Here is an 18442-nt window from a genome sequence, read left to right as displayed (position 1 = left end):
CCGTCACACCCGTGCCTGGAGCCTGCTGAGGTGCCGCTGTATGTGGTCGAGGGCGCCCCGTCGGCGTCCGGGCACGCGCAGCCTCAACTCGGCCAGTGCGGAGCCGAGTTCGACGGCCCGCGCGGAGTCGCCGATCCGCCCCCACTGATGGTGGGCCCGGTCCGCGGCCGACTCGACGGCCGGGGCGTCGGCGGGCTGGCCCGCGTCCAGCCGGTGTCCGGCGATCGCCAGCCAGGTGCGGCAGCTGCCGACCGGGTCGCCCGCGAGCATCGCCAGGTCCGCGCGGACCTCCGCCCAGTGCAGGGCCTGTTCGGAGGCGACGCCCCAGGTGCGGGCCGCCTCCTGCTCCCAGCGCGCGGCCAGTGCCGCGGCCTCGTCGTGCCGGCCGGCCTGCGCGGCGGCGGTGATCGCGGCGTGCGGATCCGGGACCACGGGTATCCGCGCGGGAGCCGTCAGCACGATCCCCGACGGCCCGCTCTCGGCCTCGATCCGGGCCAGCGACTGCTGGTGCAGCAGCGGGAGTTCGGGGCGCCGGCCGCTGCGCAGGATCGTCGCGAGCGCCTTCATGTACGCCGGTGACGCCACCGTGCGCCGGGGCGGCGGCGGGGCGACGCGCCCGTACAGGCCGACCCCCGTGCCCGCGGTGAGCGGGCTCGTCGCGAGGTACTCCCAGGTCTCCGCGTCGGCGTGCAGGTCGACCAGGAGCTCGGTGGTGCCCGGAGCGCGCAGCCGGAGCTCCTCGGTGATCCAGTGCCAGGGGAAGGCCGTGTAGCGGACGGTCGAGGGGGTGGTGCGGGCCAGCGCGAGGTGCGGCAGGCGCTGGCGGCGGTCCAGTTGGAGCTGGCCCGTCACGAACATCGTCAGCGGGCCGGGAGCCGTGGCGGCCGCGCGCAGCCTGGTCAGCACGGCCTGCGGCTCCAACGGGTCGGCCAGTTCCACCACGTTCGCGGTGTCCGTGCCCGACAGCACCGCGGGGGACACCGCCGCGAGCACGGGGAGCACGGACGCCGCGTCCACCAGACACCCCTTGCCCACCGGTGAGGCCGCGAGGAGCAGCACGGTTCCGGGCATGGTTCCCTCCCTCCCCATCGATCACGTACGCCAGCACCGTAACCGCTGCGCCTGCGAAGGGGGGACGGCAGCCGGGCAAACGCCCGCCTATGGCTGGGTTGTGCCCCCGCCCGTGCCCTCCGGGACCACGTTCGGCGACACCACCGGCCCGGGGTCCCCCCGTCGTCGTACCGCGAAGATCGTGGTGTCGTCGGCCAGCCGCCCGCCGCTGTGCCGCAGTGTGCCGTCGCGGACGAGTTCGACGAGGCGCTGTGGCTCGACGGTGCGCGGGTCCTCGGTCAGGGCGCGCGTCACCCGGTCGAGGAGCGGGAAGAACGCTCCGTCGGCGTCGCGGGCCTCGGTCACCCCGTCCGTGACGAGGAGCAGGGTCTCGCCGGGGACCAGCACGGCGGTCAGGACGAGCGGCCGGTCGGAGGTCAGCTCGGCGAGACCCAGCGGAAGTCCGTGGCCCGGCGGCAGGGTGCGTACGCCGTCGGGCGCGACCACGAGGGGCGGCTCGTGGCCGAAGTTGACGAACTCGACGGTGTCCCGGGTGTCGTCGGGGAAGCCCACCAGGACGGCGGTGGCGAAGCGGTCGTGGTCGTCGCGGCCGACCGCCTTGCGGTAGCCGACGTGCCGGCTCATCCGCACCTCCAGCCGGTCGGCGACCGTCCGCAGGAGGGGTTCGTGGTAGGCCGCCTCGCGGAACGTGCCGAGCAGCGCGGCCGCCGCCTCCACCGCGCCCAGCCCCTTGCCCTGCACGTCGCCGAGGAGCAGCCGGGTGCCGCGGGGGCCCGGCTGGATGTCGTAGAAGTCCCCGCCGACCCGGGCCTCGCTGTCGGCGGCGAGGTACACGGCCGCGTGGTCGAGGCCGCCCCAGCCCGGCGGCATCGGGCGCAGCACCGTGCGCCGGGTGGTCTCGGCGACGTCCATCATGTGCAGCATGCGCCGCTCGCCGCGGACCCGCACCGCACAGGCCAGGACCGCGAGGACGCCGCCCACGCTGACGAGGATGAAGTCGGGAAGGCCGGTCTGGTACTGGTGCTCCCAGGACGCGTCAATCTCGACGTACGTGACGACCGCCAGGCAGGCGAAGACCGCCGTGGTCCACACCCCGCAGATCGCCGCCGCGACGCCGGGGACGACGACGATCCAGGTGATGATCCGGAACTCGCCGGAGGTGTTCCAGTCGGCCAGCCCGATGGCGATGAGCAGGAGCAGCGGGGGCACCCAGGCGACGCTGTGGCCGCGCAGCCGCAGCATCTTCTGCCGCTGGAGGGAGTCGTCCCGCTGCTCCGGCGGCACCGGGCCGAGCAGCGGCGACAGGTCTCGGATGCGTCGCAGGGCGCCCACGTCGCCGTACCACCCCTTCCTCGTCAGTACGCCACCGACATCCGGGCGCGCGGGTGGGCGGGCGTCTCCAGCTCGTCGACGAGGGCGATGGCGTAGTCCTCGGCGCTGATCCTGCTGTTGCCGTGGTCGTCGGTGAGCAGCTGGTCGCCGCCCAGGCGGAAGGCGCCGGTGCGGGCGCCGGGGGCGATGTCGGCGGCGGGCGAGATGTACGTCCAGTCGAGGTCGTCGACCGTGCGGTAGAAGTCGAGGACGTCGCTGTGGGCGCGCGCCTCCGCCAGAACGGCCTCCGGGAAGCCGGGCTGGTCCACGACCGCCTGTCCGGGCGCGACCTCCAGACTGCCCGCCCCGCCCACGATCACCAGCCGTCGCACCCCGGCCGCCCGGGCGGCCTCCACCAGCGCCGTGTTCAGCGCCAGAAACGGCCCCCGGGGATCCGTCCCGTCTCTCGGCGGTACGCAGGCCGAGACCACCACGTCCGCGCCCGCCACCAGCTCGGTCACCTTCGCCGTGTCCGAGGCGTCCGCGGCGGTCGCCGTGACCCCGGGGACCGGCGACTGCCCGGAGCGGCTCACCGCCAGGACCTGGTGCCCGCGCGCCGATGCCTCCGTTGCGATGCGGCTGCCGATCATTCCGGTGGCGCCGAAGAGTACGACCTTCATGGAGTTCAGCGAAACACGAGGCCAAAACCCCCGCATCCCGACTTGCCAGCCACCGGGCCGGGGTGTGACCTGGAAGGCGGGACGAGGAGAGAGGAGTGCTCCCATGACTCACGCGGCACCAGTCTCGAAGGCGTCAGGGGCACGACACGCAGCGGTGACAGGGCGTACGGCGGGAACGGCGGGAATCGCGGGTTCGACTTGGGCGGCGCGGACGCACCGCGCACCCGATGTCTTCGACGCGCGCACCCACTCCGTCGCGAAGTGGGCGGTGCCCGTCGTCGGCGGGCTGATCTACGGGTACTGGGCGGCGGCCAACGCGCGCGACGCCGGACCGATCACGGGCTGGAACGTCCTGTTCGGGTTCGTGTGCGCGATCGTGTTCGCGGCCGCCTACATCGGCGTGCGCATGCTGGCGCCGGTGCTGCGGCGTGAACTGCACGCGCTGGTGTGGACCGCGTTCGCGGGCATCGCGTTCGGGTTCCTCTACAGCCTGACCGGCGCTTCCGTGCTGCGCTCCACGTTCATGGCGCTGGGGGTCTCGGTGTTCGTGCTCGCGGGGAGCTTCTACCACTACTACACGCACGAGGACGCGGCCGGCCATCCGGTGAACTGACGCGGCGCCGCGCCGACGCGACGCCACGGCATGGTGCACGAGGCCCCGGCAGGCTGCCGGGGCCTCGTGCACCTCCCTCACTCACCTACCCCCTGGGACCAGGTCCCAGGAGTCTGGGGAAGAGCCGCTACAACCAGGTAACACCCGTTCGGGTGAGCTCTCCACCGGAGCGGCTCGTCGTTTGCACCCATATGGAGTCACACCGCTCGCGCTCGCCGCCCACGGGGCCTTGCCTGGTGGGGTGTCCCCTCGTGTGCGCAGCGCCCTGTCGGCCGTCCTGATCGCCCTCGCCTGCCTGTTCGCGCCGCTCGGCGCGCTGTCGACCTGGGCGGCTTACGGGATCGGCGACGACGAGCGCTACGCGGCCGCGATGGAGCCGCTCGCCGCCGACACGGACGTACGGGAGGCGATCGCCGCGGCCGTCACGACCGGGATCCTGCGCGAGGTCCATGTGCGGGCACCGCTCCAGGGACCGGTGAACCACTTCGTGCGGGACGCGGTGCGCTCGTTCACGCTGACACCGGCGTTCCACACGGCGTGGCAGGCGGCGAACCGGGCCGCGCACGAGGCGGTGATGCGGGCGCTGCGCAGTGACCGGGAGGAGGCCGTGACGATCGACCTCGCCCCGGTCGCCGAACAGGTCAGAAGTCAACTCGCCCACGCGCACGTGCCGTTGGCGAACCGTATCCACGTCGAGCACACCGAGATCACGGTGTTGCCCTCGGAGGATCTGGCCGAGCTCCGGAAGGGGTTCCATGTGCTTGAAGTCGCCGGATTCTGGCTGCCCGTCTCGGCGGCCGTCCTCGCCGTGACGGGCATCCTCGTCGCGGTGTGCCGCAGACAGGCGGTGCTGGCCACCGGGCTCGGCACGGCGCTGGGCGCAGCCCTGCTCGGCGTCGCGGTCGCCGTCGGCCGCCGGCTCACCCTCGCCGACCTGCCGCCCGACGTGTCCCCCACGGCGGTGGGCGCGGTCTACGACGCCCTCACCGAGACCCTGCGCCTGGTCTCCTGGGCGCTGCTCGCGCTCGGCCTCACGGTGGCGCTGACCGCCCTGCTCACGGCCGCGTACGCGCGACGTCGGCGAGCGTCCCGAGCGCCCGGGCCAGCTCCGGCGGAGCCACCGACGCGAGTCCGAGCCTGACGGCGTCCGAAGCGCCCGCCGCGGCGGCCGGGGCGGCGGCGAAGGCCGAGCCCGGGGTCACCGCGATCCCGCGCGCCGCTGCCGCCGCCGTGAACGTGTCCGCCCGCCACGGCCCGGGCAGCTCCCACCAGACCTGGTACGCCCGCGGATCGGCCCGCACACGGAACCCGGCGAGATGCTCGGCGACCAGTTTCTGCCGCAGCTCCGCGTCCGCCCGCTTGGCGGTGACCAGCCGGGCGACCGTGCCGTCCGCGAGCCAGCGCACCGCGGCCTCCAGCGCGAACCGTCCCGCGCTCCAGGCACCGGAGCGCAGCGCCGCCGCCACGTCCTCGACCCGGTCCTCGGGCACGACGAGAAAACCGACGGTGAGGCCGGGCGCGACGCGCTTGGAGAGGCCGTCGACGAGGTAGGTGCGCTCGGGGGCGTGGGCGGCGAGGGGGTCCTGGCCGGTGTGGAGGAAGGACCAGATGCGGTCCTCGACGAGCGGGAGGTCCAGGTGGCGTGCGGTGTGGGCCAGTTGCCGGCGGCGCGCGTCCCCCATCGTCACGCCGGTCGGATTGTGCAGGGTGGGCTGGACGTACACGGCGGACAGGGGCGCCGAGCGGTGGGCCGCGGTGACCGCCTCGGGCCGCAGCCCTTCGTCGTCCATGGCCAGCGGGACCAGAGTGACGCCGAGCCGGGTCGCGATCTCCTTGACCAGGGGGTACGTCAGCGCCTCGACGCCGACGCGGCCGCCCGGCCGGACGAGGGAGGCGAACGCGGCGGCGATGGCCTGGCGGGCGTTGCCCGCGAAGGCCAGCCGGGACGGGGCCGGACGCCAGCCCGGGGTGGTGAGGAGGTCGGCGGCGGCCTCACGGGCGGCGGGCGTACCGGTGGCGGGAGCGGTGCGCAGGGACTCGGTGAGGACGTCGGGGCGCAGCAGCGGGGCGAGGGCGGGCGTGAGCAGCTCCGACTGGCCCGGCACGGTGGGGTAGTTGAGCTCCAGGTTCACGAGCGGGGCCGGGGATTGGGGGGACGGCTCGGCGAGGGCGCGTCCCGAGGCGACCGGGGCGGCCCGGACGAAGGTGCCGCGCCCGACCTCGCCGACCACCAGTCCGCGTCGCACCAGTTCGGCGTAGACACGTCCCGCCGTCGATCCGGCGATCCCGCGCCGCCGGGCGAACACCCGCTGCGGGGGCAGTCGTTCGCCGGGTCCGAGCCGCCCGGCGGCGATGTCGTCGGCGAGCCGGTCGGCGATGCGCCGGTAGTCGTCCACCACGTGAGGTCCCCCTGTTCGCGTTCTGGATCGCGGCATCGGATCGCACTGCCTGGATCGCACCGCCGGGATTGCACCGAGGGCAAAGATCCTATTGCACCGAGCAGTTGGCCGGACCTAGGGTCGTGACCATGCCACCCTTCCTCGCATACGAGGACAAAGGGGGCGCCGCCGATGTCACGGCACTCCCTCTCGTCCTGATCCACGGCCACCCCTTCGACCACACGATGTGGACCCCTCAGATCGCCGCGTTCTCCTCGCGACGGCGAGTGATCGCCCCGGATCTGCGCGGCTACGGCGCGTCTCCGGTGATCCCCGGCGTCACGCCCCTCGCCACCTTCGCCGAGGACATCGCAGCACTGCTGGACCACCTCGGGGTGGACCGGTTCATCCTCGCCGGACTCTCCATGGGCGGCCAGATCGCGATGGAGTGCTACCGGCTGTTCCCGGAGCGGATCCGGGGGCTGGTGCTGGCCGACACGTTCCCGTCGGCCGAGACCCCGGAGGGCAGGAAGGCGCGCGCCGCGATGGCGGACCGCCTGCTGCGCGAGGGCATGGCCGGCTACGCCGACGAGGTGCTCTACAAGATGGTCGCGCCCTACGCGGACGCCGAGGTCGCGGCGCACGTGCACCGCATGATGACCGCCACGCCGCCCGAGGGCGCGGCGGCCGCCCTGCGCGGACGGGCCGAGCGCCCCGACTACCGCGACCTGCTGACCCGCGTCACCGTCCCGGCCCTCGTAGTCGTCGGCGCCGACGACGCGTACACCCCGGTCCCGGACGCCGAGGCGATGCACGCGGCGCTGCCGCACTCGACGCTCAGCGTGATCGCCGCGGCGGCCCATCTGCCGAACCTGGAGCGACCGGAGGAGTTCAACGCGGCGCTGGCGGACTTCCTCGACGGACTCGACGGACTCGACGGACTCGACCTCTGAGCAGACGCCCCGCCCGTCGGTGAGGGAGGATTCGGGCACCCCACGCGAACGAGCGGAAGGCAGGCCCGGACGTGGACACTGCGGTGACTGCCCCGGCGGAGTCCGAGGACCGGCCGACGCGGTCCGGGGGCCGACGGGCCGCGGCCTGGGCGTGCGGACTGCTGCTGGCCGGGGTGAGCGTGGTGGTCGGATGCCGGGCCGCCGACAGCGACGGCATCACCCCCGTGCCCCAGCTGCTCGCCTTCCTGCCATGGCTCCTCGCGCCCACCGGCCTCGGACTCCTGCTCGCCCTGTTCGCCCGCCGGCCGCTCGGCATGGTGTGGGGTGTGCTGGTGCTGGGCGCGCTCGCCTGGTACATCGAGCCCTACGGCAGGACCGGTGAGCCGACCGGGAGTCCGGTCGCCCAACTGCGCGTGATGACGTCGAACGTGCAGTTCGGACGGGGCGCCCGCGCGCTCGTCGCCGCCGTCGAACGGCACCGGCCCGACATCGTGTTCGTGGAGGAGTGCGAGTACACGTGCTCCGCCGCGCTCAAGAAGGCCTTCCAGGGCCCGGGGGGCGGCTATCCCTACCGCGTGTCCGTCGAGGGCGCCGGGTCCGACGGATCCGTGATCATCAGCCGGTTCCCGCTCGCGGTGGCGGACGGCGTACGCGGGACGATGGGAATGCCGGGGGCCGTGGCCGACGTACAGGGGCACGCCGTACGGCTCCAGCTCGCGCACCCCATGCCGCCGCTGCCGGGGCAGGTCGGACTGTGGCGGCACGAGCTCGGCGAACTGCGCGCCTACGCCGCCGGGGGCAAGGACAGCTCCACCATCCTCGCCGGGGACTTCAACGCCTCCCAGGACCACGCCGCGTTCCGCCGCATCCTCGACACCGGACTGCGCGACAGCGCCCGCCTGGCCGGCTCCCCGCGCACCCCCAGCTGGCCCGCCCGCACCGCCCCCACCCTCGGCGCCCAGATCGACCACGTCCTCGTCTCCCGGGACTTCTCCGCGAACGCCGCCACCTTCCTCGGCATCGCCGGCAGCGACCATCGCGCGCTCGTCGTCGATATCACCCTTCACCAGCACAAATGAGCCCCGGGAGCGGTGGCGCGATGCGGTCATAATGGGTCCATGCCCCGCCAGTTGCCCAGTGTTCTCACCCCTCCCGACTGGCTGGTCAGGAACCTCCGACCGCAGCAGGCCCCCGTGCCCTGGGCCGCCGCCGCACGCGCCGCGATCGCGCTGGCCCTGCCGCTGGCGATCGGCCTCGCGGCGGGCGAACCCGCGTACGGCGCCCTCGCCTCCATGGGCGCCCTGTCCGGCGTCATCGGCGACACCGCGGACGCCTACCGCATGCGCATCTTCAACATCGCGGTCCCCCAGCTCTTCGGCGCGATCGGCGTCACCATCGGCTCGCTCGTCTACGGCCACGGCTGGGTCGCCGTCGGCGCGGTCACCTGCGTCGCGCTCGTCTCCGGGATGATCTCGACGATCGGCGCCGTGGCCTCCGTGTCCAGCCTGCTGCTCCTCCTCAACTGCTCCATCGGCGCCGGACTTCCCCTGCCGGGATCCTGGTGGCTCGCACCCGTGCTGATGTCCGGCGGCGGCCTCCTCGTACTGGCCCTGGCCCTGCTCGCCTGGCCGCTGCGCTCGGGCATCCCCGAGCGGGCCGCCGTCGCCCACACCTACCGGACCGTCGCCGACCTGCTCGCCGCGACCGGCACCGAGCGGTACGTCGACATCCGCCTCGCCGTCACCCAGTCCCTCAACCAGTCCTACGACCTCGCCCTCGCCCGGCGCGCCTTCCAGCACGGCCGCAACCCCGAACTCGCCCGGCTGCTCGCCCAGCTCAACGCCATCACGCCCGTCGTCGAAGCCGCCCCGGCGGCCCACCAGTTCGACGAGCCGCTGGCCCCCGAGGTCGCGGACGCCGTACGCCACCTCGCCGACGCCGTCGAGACCGGCTACACCGGCCCCATAGGGCTCAGCCTCCCGGTCCCCACCAACGAGACCGCCCGCGCCGTCGACCACGCCCTGCGGCACGCCGCCGACGTCGTCAGCGACCGGTCCGCAGGCAAGGCGTCCCCCCGCAACGTCGACGACCGCCTCGGCAGGCCCTCCCCCAAGCTCTCGGCTTCGCTCGACCAGGGGGGACCCCCATCCCTGCGCGTCCGCGCCACCCGCGCCTCCCGCAACGTCCTGCTGTCCGCCGCCTCCTGGCGCTACGGCCTGCGCCTCGCCCTGTGCATCGGCCTCGCCCAGGCCCTGGTCTCCCTCGTCCCGGTGCCACGCTCGTACTGGGTCGCCCTCACCATCACCTTCGTCATGAAGCCCGACTTCGGATCGGTCTTCTCCCGGGCACTGCTGCGCGCGCTCGGCACGGTGGCCGGACTCGTCGTCGCGGCCGTCGTCCTCGCCCTGGTGCCGCTCGGCTGGTGGGACGTGCCGGTCATGTTCGTCCTCGGCCCGCTCATCCCGGTCCTCGGCCGACGCGGCTACGGCTACCAGACCGCCGCCGTCACCCCGGTGATCCTCCTCCTCTCCGACGTCCTCAACCATCTGGGCACCGGCCTGCTCGTGCCACGCCTGGCCGACTCCCTCATCGGCTGCGCGATCGCCCTCGTCGCCGGCTATCTGCTGTGGCCGGAGAGCTGGCACACCCGGGTCGGCGACCGCCTCGCGGACGCGGTCGCGGACACCGCCCGCTATGTGGAGTACGCCTTCGGGGCGGACGTCGACCCCGCCGCCCGCGCCCGGATGCGCCGCCGCCTCTACCGCGACCTGTCCGCCATCCGCACGGAGTTCCAGCGCGCCCTGAGCGAACCGCCGCCCAACGGCCGGCGCGCCGCCGCCTGGCTGCCGCTCGTCGTCGCGGTCGAGCGCATCGTGGACGCGACCACGGCCGCCGGAGTACGGATCCGGCACGGCGCCCAGCGCCCCTCCCCGGCCGAGATCTCCCACGTCGCGCTGCAACTGAGGGAGTTGTCGGACGGGCTTCGCGAGACCGACACCCTCGTCGCGGTCCGTACGGATCTCACGGGGCCGGCCGGCAGTGTGCTGGAGCCACTGCGCCAGGAGGTCGCGGCGGCCCGCGCCATCGCGTCACCGCACTGACCGCACTGACCGCCCGGCCGGGTCCTGCTCGGCCGGGCTCAACCCCCGCGTCCTGCGCGGCGATTACCACACGCCGGCGTCCCTGGTGGCGACCGGTGAGATCGTCACCGTCCGCCGGCCGACCCGCCGGTCCGGCCCCGAGACGGTGGTCCGCGGACTGTACGGCGACCCTCTCGGGGAGTGGCTGGAACGCAGCGGCGTGGACAACCCCGTCCCAGCCCTCCCCCAAGACCCGTACGCGGGTTTCGCGACGACTCCCGCGACGACTCCCGCGGCCTCAGACCCCGATGTCGCAGCCGTCCGTGCGCCACACCGAGACGACCGCCGGGCGCACGATCTTCCCGGGTCCGTCGGGCCAGTGGCTCGCCGGCTTCTCCACCGACGCGCCGTCGATCTCGCCCGGGTGCTGGACCGCGACGAGTACCCGCCGGTCCTGGATGATCGGCCCGCAGGTCTCCGCGCCGGTCGGCACCGTCAGGAACTGCTTCAGCTCACCGCGCCGCTCGCCCTTCGTCGCCACGCCCAGCAGGCCGTCGTGCGAGCCGAGCTGGTTGCCGTCCGTGGAGATCCACAGGTTGCCGTGCGGGTCGAAGGCCACGTTGTCCGGGCAGGAGATCGGGCTGACCCTGTCCTTCGGGAAGCCCGCGAAATAGGTCGCGGGGTCGGCCGGGTCGCCCGCGACGAGGAACAGCGACCAGCCGAAGGTGGTCGCCTCGGCGCGGCCTCGGCGCTCGGTGAGCTCCAGGATGTGCCCGTGCTTGTTGGCGTTGCGCGGATTGGCCTCGTCGGCGCCCGCGGACCCGGCCTTGCCGCGGTTGGTGTTGTTGGTCAGAACGACATAGACCTTGCCGGTGTGCGGGGAGGGCTGGATGTCCTCGGGCCGGTCCATCTTGGTGGCGCCGACCTTGTCACCGGCGAGCCGCGTGAAGACGAGGACCTCCTCGGCCGTCATCCCGTCCACGTGCGAGACGGCCCCGTGGGCGGTCGCGGTGGCCAGCGGAATCCACTCACCGCTGCCGTCGAACTCCCCGTCCGCCGGAAGCTTCCCGCTCCCGTCGATCTCGGCGGCGGGGGAGTCGCCGGTCAGCCGGGCCACGTAGAGCGTCCCCTCGTCGAGGAGGGAGAGGTTGTGCTCCCGGACGGAGCGCGAGGAACCGTGCCGCATCCGCTTGCTGCCGACGAACTTGTAGAAGTAGTCGAAACGCTCGTCGTCGCCGGTGTAGACGACGGGCCGCCCGTCGTCCGTCAGCCGCACGGTCGCGGCCTCGTGCTTGAAGCGGCCCAGCGCCGTGCGCTTGCGGGGCGTGGAGGAAGGGTCGTACGGGTCGAACTCGACGACGTATCCGAAGCGGTGCGACTCGTTGGGCTCCTGCGCCACGTCGAACCGCTTGTCGAACCGCTCCCACTTGCGCTCGGTCGCGCCCGTACCGAGCCCGTACCGCTTGTCGGTGTCACGGCTCGCGTTGGCGAAGTACTGGTTGAAGTTCTCCTCGCCGTGCAGCGTGGTGCCCCAGGGGGTGGTGCCGCCGGAGCAGTTGTTGAGCGTGCCGAACACCTTGCGGCCGGTCGGGTCCGCGGAGGTCTTGAGCAGGTCGGACCCGGCGGCGGGGCCGGTGAGCCGGAACTCGGTGGTGGCGGTGACACGACGGTTGAGGGCGTGCCGGGTGACGGCGGTGAGTCTGCCGGTCCTGCGGTCCTCCTCGACCACGACGGCGGACAGACCGTGGGCGGCCCACGCCACCTCGACCTGCTCACGGGTGGGGTTCGCGGGGTCGTACCCGCGGAACATCAGCACCTCGTCGGTGTACTCGTGGTTCGCCACGAGCAGCTGCCGACCGCGCTCACCGGGCAGCGGGAGGAGCGCGAGGAAGTCGTTGTTGTAACCGAACTGGCCGGCCTGGGCCTTGGCGGTCTGGTGCTCCGGGTCGAAGGCGGGAGCACCGCGCAGGATGGGCTCACCCCAACGGATGACGACATTCTGGCCATATCCACCGGGGACGGTGACGGCGTCGGCGGTGTTCGGCGCGACGGGGCTGAACCGGAGCCCGCGCGCGGCCTTGTCGACCGGGTGTCCGGTACGGGCCGCGGCACCCCCGTCCACCGCCTGAGCGGCCTGCGCGTCCTGGGCGCCGGTGCCGACGACCGCCGCACCCGTGGCCGTGGCGACCGTGACGACGGCCGCGGCCCGCATCATCGAACGGCGGCCGATCGCACCGGCGATGACATCACCGACGTACGCGTTGTCGCTGGTGTTGGGCACCTCGTGGAAGCATGCGTCACCACAGCGGAACCGACAGGTCAGGGCGGATCGCCCACCGGGATGTGAACCGGGCGTTCCGATCAACGGCAGCAGTCTGCGCACTTTACTCTCCCCATACGAACCCTTGGTGTGAGCGTGACGCTAGGGGGGTGCGGGTGCAAGCACCCTGCGGCCGGGTGAACAGAGTGTGAACCTCCCGCTCTCACAGGGGTCTTGATAACGCTCTTGACACCGCTACCTGTCGGTACCCGACCCTGCCCAAGATCGCCGAAGACGGCCGCTAACCTTACGTGTCCGTCCTGGCCAGGGATTGACGGCTTCAACTCATGCGAAGGGTTGCGCACATGGGCATTCTCACTCTCCTGCGGAACGCGTTCGGCCGCTCACGCCAGGGGCGTGACGCCGACGCGGAGACCTCGCCGACGGAGGCTACGGCCCCCACGGTCCCGGCCCCGGCCACCGAGCCGGAGCCCACGCCGGCTCCCGCTCAGGAGGCCGAGCCAAAGATCCCCGCACCTTCGTCGGAGCCGTCCGTGGTGGACGAGCTGGTGTCGGCGGCCTTCGACAACGTCACGGTCCCCAAGCCGGCGGAGCCGGTACTGGAGGAGAAGACGACCGAGGAAACGAAGGAGCCGAAGGAGACAAAGGAGACGGAGGAGACGGAGGAGAAGGCCGAGACGGAGCCGACTCCGGCTGCCGCTTCCGCTTCTCCTTCCGCTTCGATTCCGTCTCCGGCTCCGGATCCCGAGCCGGTGACCACGGCCGAGGCCGAGGTCGAGGTTCCGGCCGAGCCTGAGGTCGAGGCAGAGGCCGAGGTCGAGGCCGTGGTGGAGGCGCCCGCGCCGGAGCCCGAGCCCGTGGTCGAATCGGAGCCGGTCGCCGAAACCCCCGAGGCGTCCGCCCCGGAACCCGAGCCCGTGGCCGAGGAGGTTCCCGAGCCCGTGGCGGAGGAGGTCTCCGAGCCCGAGCCGGAACCCGTCACCGAAGAAGCCCCCGCGCCCGCCGCCGAGGAGACCCCGGAACCGGTCGCCGCGGAGGCCTCCGAGCCCGTGGCCGAAGAGGCTCCCGAGCCCGCCGCGGCAGAGCCCTCGGAGCCGGTCGCCGAGGAAACCCCCGCCCCGGTCACCACCGAGATCACCCCCGCCGAACCGGTCGCGGAACCGGTCACCGAACCGGTCGCGGAAGCGGTCACCGAACCGGTCAGCGAACCGGTCGCAGCCTCGGCCGACGAGCCGACGGCCGACTCCGTGGACGTGTCGACGGACGAGCCGGTGCTCGACTCGGTGGACGAGCCCGTCGCCGCCGACGGCGATCAGCCCCCGGCGGGGCCACCCACAGCCGACGACGAGAGCGTCACGGGTGCTGCGGGCGGGGAAGAAGACGCGGCCGAAGGCGAAGCCGAGGCCGGAACGACCGCCACCCCCGCCACCCGCCTCACCCAGGTCAAGACCCACGCCCCCGACCTCGCCACCGCCTACGAACAAGCAGGAACGGCCCTCGCGAAGAGGGACCTCACCGGCACCCGGGCCAAGGTCTACCTCGTCCTCGACCGCTCCGCGTCCATGCGCGCGTACTACAAGGACGGCTCCGCCCAGGCACTCGGCGAGCAGGCCCTCGCCCTCGCCGCCCACCTCGACCCCGAGGCCAAGGTCCAGGTCGTCTTCTTCTCCACCGAACTGGACGGCACCGGCGAGCTCACCCTCCCCGAGCACGAGAACAAGATCGACGACCTCCACGCCGGCCTCGGCCGCATGGGCCGTACGAGCTACCACATCGCGGTGGAAGAAGTCGTCACGCACCACCAGAAGTCCGGCACCACCGACCCGGCCCTGGTGATCTTCCAGACGGACGGCGCCCCGGACGCCAAGACCCCCGCCACCCAGTCCCTCACGGACGCGGCGAAGGACCACCCGACCGTGTTCTTCTCGTTCGTCGCGTTCGGTGAGCACGACAACAAGGCCTTCGACTACCTCCGCAAGCTGAAGACCGACAACACGGCCTTCTTCCACGCGGGCCCGACCCCGCGCGAACTGACCGACGCGGAGGTCTACGAGGGCGTACTGGAGAACTGGCGCCCGTAGCAGCCCGTAGGTCCGACAAGAACAATCCGAGGCCGCCCGTTTCCCACCCCTTGAAAAGGGAAACGGGCGGCCCACCCATGTCGGCTACGATTTCAAGGTTCGCAAGACGACCGACGGTACGACCAGCACCGACGATCGTCACCCCACGTAACGACACGTAACGACTTGGGAGCAGCCGCGATGGCTCGACACCTCATCACCAGCGCCCTTCCGTACATCAACGGGATCAAGCACCTGGGCAACATGGTGGGGTCCATGCTCCCGGCGGACGTGTACTCCCGGTACCTCCGCCAGCGCGGCCACGACGTCCTCTACATCTGCGCGACGGACGAGCACGGCACCCCGGCCGAGCTGGCGGCCAAGGAGCAGGGTCTGCCGGTCGACGAGTTCTGCGCACAGGCGCACGACGCGCAGAAGGCGGTGTACGACGGCTTCGAGCTGGCCTTCGACTACTTCGGCCGCAGCTCCAGCCCGCAGAACCGCGAGATCACCCAGCACTTCGCGCGCCGCCTGAACGAGAACGGCTTCATCGAGGAGCGCGCGATCCGCCAGGTGTACTCCCCGGCGGACGGCCGCTTCCTCCCGGACCGCTATGTGGAGGGCACCTGCCCCCACTGCGGCTACGACAAGGCCCGCGGCGACCAGTGCGAGAACTGCACCCGCGTGCTGGACCCGACCGACCTGATCAACCCGCGCAGCGCGATCTCCGGCTCGACGGACCTGGAGGTCCGCGAGACCAAGCACCTCTTCCTCCTCCAGTCGAAGCTCCAGAGCGAGGTCTCGGAGTGGGTGGCGCGCCACGAGCACGAGTGGCCGCAGCTCGCCTCCTCCATCGCCCGCAAGTGGCTGACGGAGGGCCTGCACGACCGGGCGATCACCCGTGACCTGGACTGGGGCGTCCCGGTCCCGGCCGACACCTGGCCGGAGCTGGCGGCGGAGGGCAAGGTCTTCTACGTCTGGTTCGACGCGCCGATCGAGTACATCGGGGCGACGAAGGAGTGGGCGGACGCCGCGCGAGACACAGACGCGGAGAACCGCGACTGGAAGTCCTGGTGGTACGAGGCGGACTCCGGCGAGAACCCGGTCCGCTACACGGAGTTCATGGCGAAGGACAACGTCCCCTTCCACACCGTCATGTTCCCGGCCACCGAGCTGGGCGTGCGCGAGCCGTGGAAGAAGGTCGACTACGTCAAGGCCTTCAACTGGCTGACGTACTACGGCGGGAAGTTCTCCACGTCCCAGAAGCGCGGTGTCTTCACCGACCACGCGCTGGACATCCTGCCCGCGGACTACTGGCGCTACTTCCTGATCGCCAACGCCCCCGAGTCGGACGACTCGTCCTTCACCTGGGAGCACTTCACCGCCACGGTGAACAAGGACCTGGCCGACACCCTCGGCAACTTCGTCAACCGCGTCCTGTCCTTCTCCAAGAAGCGCTTCGGCGAGGAGGTCCCGGCGGGTTCCGCGGCGGGCGAGGCGGAGGCGAAGCTCGGCGAGGAGATCGCGGGCCTGCTGGCCGAGTACGAGACCCAGATGGAGGCCCTCCAGTTCCGCAAGGCCGCGGCGGCGCTGCGCGCCCTGTGGTCGGCGGGCAACTCCTACCTGGAGGAGAAGGCCCCCTGGCTGGAGATCAAGACCGACCCGGACGGCGCGGCCCTGACCCTGCGCACGGCGATGAACCTGATCCACCTCTACTCGGTGGTCTCGGAGCCCTTCATCCCCGCGTCCTCCCGCGCGATGCGCTCGGCGTTCGCACTGCCGGACGACACGGCGGCGTGGGTTTCGGCGGACGAGGCGAGGTCCCTGTCCTCCGTCCCCGCGGGCACCCCCTTCACGGTTCCCCCGGTCCTGTTCGCCAAGATCACGGACGAGGACCTGGAGTCGTACAAGGAGCGCTTCGGCGGCGCACCGGAGTAGTGACGGCGTAGCGAGGGGCCCGGCACCGAAGCGGTGCCGGGCCCCTCTCTTTTCCCGTCCTCCGTCTCACTCCTCGGCCGGAAACCGACCCCGCTGGTGACATGCTCTTGACCACCCGTATGGTTTCGCCATGGCAGTCCCTCCGGTCATCCCGATCGCCTACGAGCCGAAGTCCCGCACCGAGAGCATCGGTCGCTACGCGGACGGGCAGTTCCTGGCGTCGATCACCTATGCCTTCCCCGAGGGCTACCGTCCCGACGATGGCTGGGAACAGCACAAACGCCTCTACACGGTGCTGCACACCTTCGACGCCGAGGGCCGCTACCGCGACTCGGAGATCTGGTGCGCGGGCACCTGGGCCGAACAGCAACTGGCGCCGGACGGACCGGACTCGGTGCTCTCCCGGGCCAGGGCCCATCTGGCGAAACTCCTGCGGAGCCTGCCCCGCCGCTCCTACACGAACATCGCGATCCGCCCCTTCCAACGCACCGTCGAAGGCGTCCTGTTCGGCCTGGTGATCAGGGAGGACGAGGAGGAGGCCTGGGCCGAGCTCTACCCGGACCGTCTCGCGTTCGCCGAGCCGTGGAACGGCCAGTACGACACCTGAGCCGCGCGGCGGCCCCCTTCCCCGCCCTTTCCGTGTCCTGACCTAGTTGGCCAGAACCGCACCGGTGGTGGTGGCCAGCTCGGTCGGCAGGTTCTTCGCGGAGGACTGGATCCCGGCGTTCAGGGTCGGCGTCCAGTTCACCGTCGTCTTCAGCTTCTTCGAGTTCGCGGCGTTGTACGCGGCGACGAGGTCGGTCGAGGTGCCGTTGACGAGGTTGCCGCCGCCGGCGATCGAGCCGGTGCCGTCGCCGCTGAGCAGCTTGGAGATCTTCCCGCCCGTCGGGACCTTCCAGTAGTTGTCCTCGGCGACGGCCTGGGCCTTGGCACGGGAGTTGATGCTGTAGAGGGGCGCGTACCCGTTGACGGTCGTGGTGTCGAAGTAGTTGTTGTAGATGTGCACCTGCCCGATCCGGGTCAGGGGAGCCCTCTGAACGATCCCCTTCCACACGTTGTGGTGGATGGAGACGCGCAGCTTGCCGACGCTGTCGGTGTCGCTGCTGCCGATCAGCATGGTCTTGTCGTGGTTGGTGAACTGGTTGCGTTCGACGGTCACCAGGTCCGAGCCCTTGGTGATGTCGAGGTCACCGTCGTGGATCTGGTACTCGCGGCCGTAGTGCTTCGGGTTGGCGCTGTCGAAGTGCGACGCGTCGGTGAAGGTGTTGTGGTCGGCCCACACGTGCGTCGCGCCGCGCAGGGTGACGGCGTCGTACTGGGAGTTCCAGTTACCGCTGTCGCCGTCGGTCGGGTCCCACTGCGGGAAGCAGTCCTCGGTGGCGGAGAAGGTCAGATTGCGGATGATGACGTTGTCGACGCTCTGCACCTGCAGACTGCCACCGGTGATCCCGGCCTTGGTGCCCGGCACGCCCACGATGGTGGTGTTCGCGGGCACCTTGAAGACGATGTTCTTCGCCTGCTTCTGCTGCGCGGCGTCGCGGGCCTTCTCCTGCGTGCCGGAGGGCAGCTTGGAGGTGCCGTACGTGGCCGGGTCGTAGGCCTTCAGATAGGCGGCCGCCGCATACCCCGTGCCGGCGGAGTAGTCGGCGCAGCTCAGCTTCCTGCCCGAGTCGTCGGTGTTGGCGTCGATGACACCCTTGACCTGAATGATCTTCGGCGTGGAGTTGTCCGCCTTGCCCAGTGCCTTCACCAGCTGGGCACGGGTGCTGACGGTGTAGACGTGCGAGGAGTCGGCCTGCGAGCCGCCGGTCGTCCCGGACCCGGATGCCGCCCAGCCGTCCTTGGCGGGCAGCACCTGGTGCGCGAGGTCGACCGTACCCGCGTTCGCGTTCATCACGAACGCGACGGCGCCGAGACCCGCGGCCGTGACGGCGGCGGCGGAAACAATGACGACACGACGCTTGCGGAGGGACCTGCGGTGCGAGGGGGATGCCACGGATGAGTCCTTACGTGGTTGTGGAGCACGGTGTTTCTGACTCATCAGTGACCGCGGAGACCGGAAAGGTTGCCGGTCTTT

The 18442-nt window shown here is 71.8% G+C and carries 14 protein-coding genes; 8 read left to right on the top strand and 6 right to left on the bottom strand.

The genetic code is table 11. The features are described 5' to 3' along the window. Positions 1 to 3 precede the first annotated feature (3 nt). From FNV62_RS27100 to FNV62_RS27090, 3 genes are all read right to left on the bottom strand, one after another. On the bottom strand, positions 4 to 1071 hold the full coding sequence (locus FNV62_RS27100; RefSeq protein WP_097285507.1) for a hypothetical protein: 1068 nt from the start codon (positions 1069 to 1071) through the stop codon (positions 4 to 6). Between the two features lie 87 nt (positions 1072 to 1158). Next, positions 1159 to 2313 carry a PP2C family protein-serine/threonine phosphatase gene (locus FNV62_RS27095; RefSeq protein ID WP_143605496.1) on the bottom strand — a complete coding sequence of 385 codons (1155 nt, stop codon included), beginning with the start codon at positions 2311 to 2313 and terminating at the stop codon, positions 1159 to 1161. Between the two features lie 113 nt (positions 2314 to 2426). Continuing rightward, complete coding sequence (locus tag FNV62_RS27090) at positions 2427 to 3062, bottom strand: NAD(P)-dependent oxidoreductase (RefSeq protein ID WP_060899974.1); 636 nt, start codon at positions 3060 to 3062, stop codon at positions 2427 to 2429. 103 nt (positions 3063 to 3165) lie between these two features. Between FNV62_RS27090 and FNV62_RS27085 the strand changes: the two genes are divergently transcribed. Both FNV62_RS27085 and FNV62_RS27080 read left to right on the top strand, forming a co-directional pair. Further along, positions 3166 to 3675 carry a hypothetical protein gene (locus FNV62_RS27085; protein WP_399222685.1) on the top strand — a complete coding sequence of 170 codons (510 nt, stop codon included), beginning with the start codon at positions 3166 to 3168 and terminating at the stop codon, positions 3673 to 3675. Between the two features lie 241 nt (positions 3676 to 3916). After that, the gene (locus tag FNV62_RS27080; protein WP_054234157.1) at positions 3917 to 4816 is read left to right on the top strand and encodes a hypothetical protein; all 900 of its coding nucleotides are present in this window, start codon (positions 3917 to 3919) and stop codon (positions 4814 to 4816) included. On the opposite strand, the gene FNV62_RS27075 is transcribed toward FNV62_RS27080, so the two are convergent. Continuing rightward, positions 4731 to 6071, bottom strand: a complete 1341-nt coding sequence (locus FNV62_RS27075) for a PLP-dependent aminotransferase family protein (protein WP_143652109.1) — start codon at positions 6069 to 6071, stop codon at positions 4731 to 4733. The genes FNV62_RS27080 and FNV62_RS27075 overlap by 86 nt on opposite strands. Before the next feature lie 131 nt (positions 6072 to 6202). Here FNV62_RS27075 and FNV62_RS27070 point away from each other — a divergent pair, with 131 nt between their 5' ends. From FNV62_RS27070 to FNV62_RS27060, 3 genes are all read left to right on the top strand, one after another. Beyond that, positions 6203 to 7006 carry an alpha/beta fold hydrolase gene (locus FNV62_RS27070; RefSeq protein WP_143627360.1) on the top strand — a complete coding sequence of 268 codons (804 nt, stop codon included), beginning with the start codon at positions 6203 to 6205 and terminating at the stop codon, positions 7004 to 7006. 71 nt (positions 7007 to 7077) lie between these two features. Then, entirely contained in the window at positions 7078 to 8085 is a 1008-nt protein-coding gene (locus FNV62_RS27065) for an endonuclease/exonuclease/phosphatase family protein (RefSeq protein ID WP_143627358.1), read from the top strand. A 39-nt stretch (positions 8086 to 8124) separates the two neighbouring features. Further along, positions 8125 to 10107 (top strand): FUSC family protein, encoded by a 1983-nt coding sequence (locus tag FNV62_RS27060; RefSeq protein ID WP_143602344.1) that lies wholly within the window; start codon positions 8125 to 8127, stop codon positions 10105 to 10107. 277 nt (positions 10108 to 10384) lie between these two features. Here the strand turns inward: FNV62_RS27060 and FNV62_RS27055 are convergent, their stop codons facing one another. Then, positions 10385 to 12469, bottom strand: coding sequence for a PhoX family protein (locus FNV62_RS27055; RefSeq protein ID WP_143627357.1), 2085 nt, complete (start codon positions 12467 to 12469; stop codon positions 10385 to 10387). Between the two features lie 242 nt (positions 12470 to 12711). Between FNV62_RS27055 and FNV62_RS27050 the strand changes: the two genes are divergently transcribed. The 3 genes from FNV62_RS27050 (at position 12712) to FNV62_RS27040 (ending at position 16972) form a co-directional block, all read left to right on the top strand. Further along, the gene (locus FNV62_RS27050) at positions 12712 to 14448 is read left to right on the top strand and encodes a VWA domain-containing protein (protein ID WP_143627354.1); all 1737 of its coding nucleotides are present in this window, start codon (positions 12712 to 12714) and stop codon (positions 14446 to 14448) included. A gap of 180 nt (positions 14449 to 14628) precedes the next feature. Continuing rightward, positions 14629 to 16365, top strand: a complete 1737-nt coding sequence (gene metG, locus FNV62_RS27045; RefSeq protein WP_054234162.1) for a methionine--tRNA ligase — start codon at positions 14629 to 14631, stop codon at positions 16363 to 16365. A gap of 130 nt (positions 16366 to 16495) precedes the next feature. Beyond that, on the top strand, positions 16496 to 16972 hold the full coding sequence (locus FNV62_RS27040; protein ID WP_143602341.1) for a hypothetical protein: 477 nt from the start codon (positions 16496 to 16498) through the stop codon (positions 16970 to 16972). A gap of 42 nt (positions 16973 to 17014) precedes the next feature. On the opposite strand, the gene FNV62_RS27035 is transcribed toward FNV62_RS27040, so the two are convergent. Further along, on the bottom strand, positions 17015 to 18406 hold the full coding sequence (locus FNV62_RS27035) for a polysaccharide lyase family 1 protein (protein ID WP_143627352.1): 1392 nt from the start codon (positions 18404 to 18406) through the stop codon (positions 17015 to 17017). Positions 18407 to 18442: the final 36 nt, after the last annotated feature.

Source organism: Streptomyces sp. RLB3-17 (genome assembly GCF_007113425.2).
Lineage (GTDB): Bacteria > Actinomycetota > Actinomycetes > Streptomycetales > Streptomycetaceae > Streptomyces > Streptomyces mirabilis_D.
Note: the sequence above shows the minus strand (reverse complement) of the source record. Positions and strands in the feature narration are given on the sequence as shown.

Excerpts from the sequence above, each read along its gene's own strand:
- FNV62_RS27100 (WP_097285507.1), bottom strand. The coding sequence starts at position 1,071 with ATGCCCGGAACCGTGCTGCTCCTCGCGGCCTCACCGGTGGGCAAGGGG.
- FNV62_RS27095 (WP_143605496.1), bottom strand. The coding sequence starts at position 2,313 with ATGCTGCGGCTGCGCGGCCACAGCGTCGCCTGGGTGCCCCCGCTGCTC.
- FNV62_RS27090 (WP_060899974.1), bottom strand. The coding sequence starts at position 3,062 with ATGAAGGTCGTACTCTTCGGCGCCACCGGAATGATCGGCAGCCGCATC.
- FNV62_RS27085 (WP_399222685.1), top strand. The coding sequence starts at position 3,166 with ATGACTCACGCGGCACCAGTCTCGAAGGCGTCAGGGGCACGACACGCA.
- FNV62_RS27070 (WP_143627360.1), top strand. The coding sequence starts at position 6,203 with ATGCCACCCTTCCTCGCATACGAGGACAAAGGGGGCGCCGCCGATGTC.
- FNV62_RS27060 (WP_143602344.1), top strand. The coding sequence starts at position 8,125 with ATGCCCCGCCAGTTGCCCAGTGTTCTCACCCCTCCCGACTGGCTGGTC.
- FNV62_RS27050 (WP_143627354.1), top strand. The coding sequence starts at position 12,712 with ATGGGCATTCTCACTCTCCTGCGGAACGCGTTCGGCCGCTCACGCCAG.
- metG (WP_054234162.1), top strand. The coding sequence starts at position 14,629 with ATGGCTCGACACCTCATCACCAGCGCCCTTCCGTACATCAACGGGATC.
- FNV62_RS27040 (WP_143602341.1), top strand. The coding sequence starts at position 16,496 with ATGGCAGTCCCTCCGGTCATCCCGATCGCCTACGAGCCGAAGTCCCGC.
- FNV62_RS27035 (WP_143627352.1), bottom strand. The coding sequence starts at position 18,406 with ATGAGTCAGAAACACCGTGCTCCACAACCACGTAAGGACTCATCCGTG.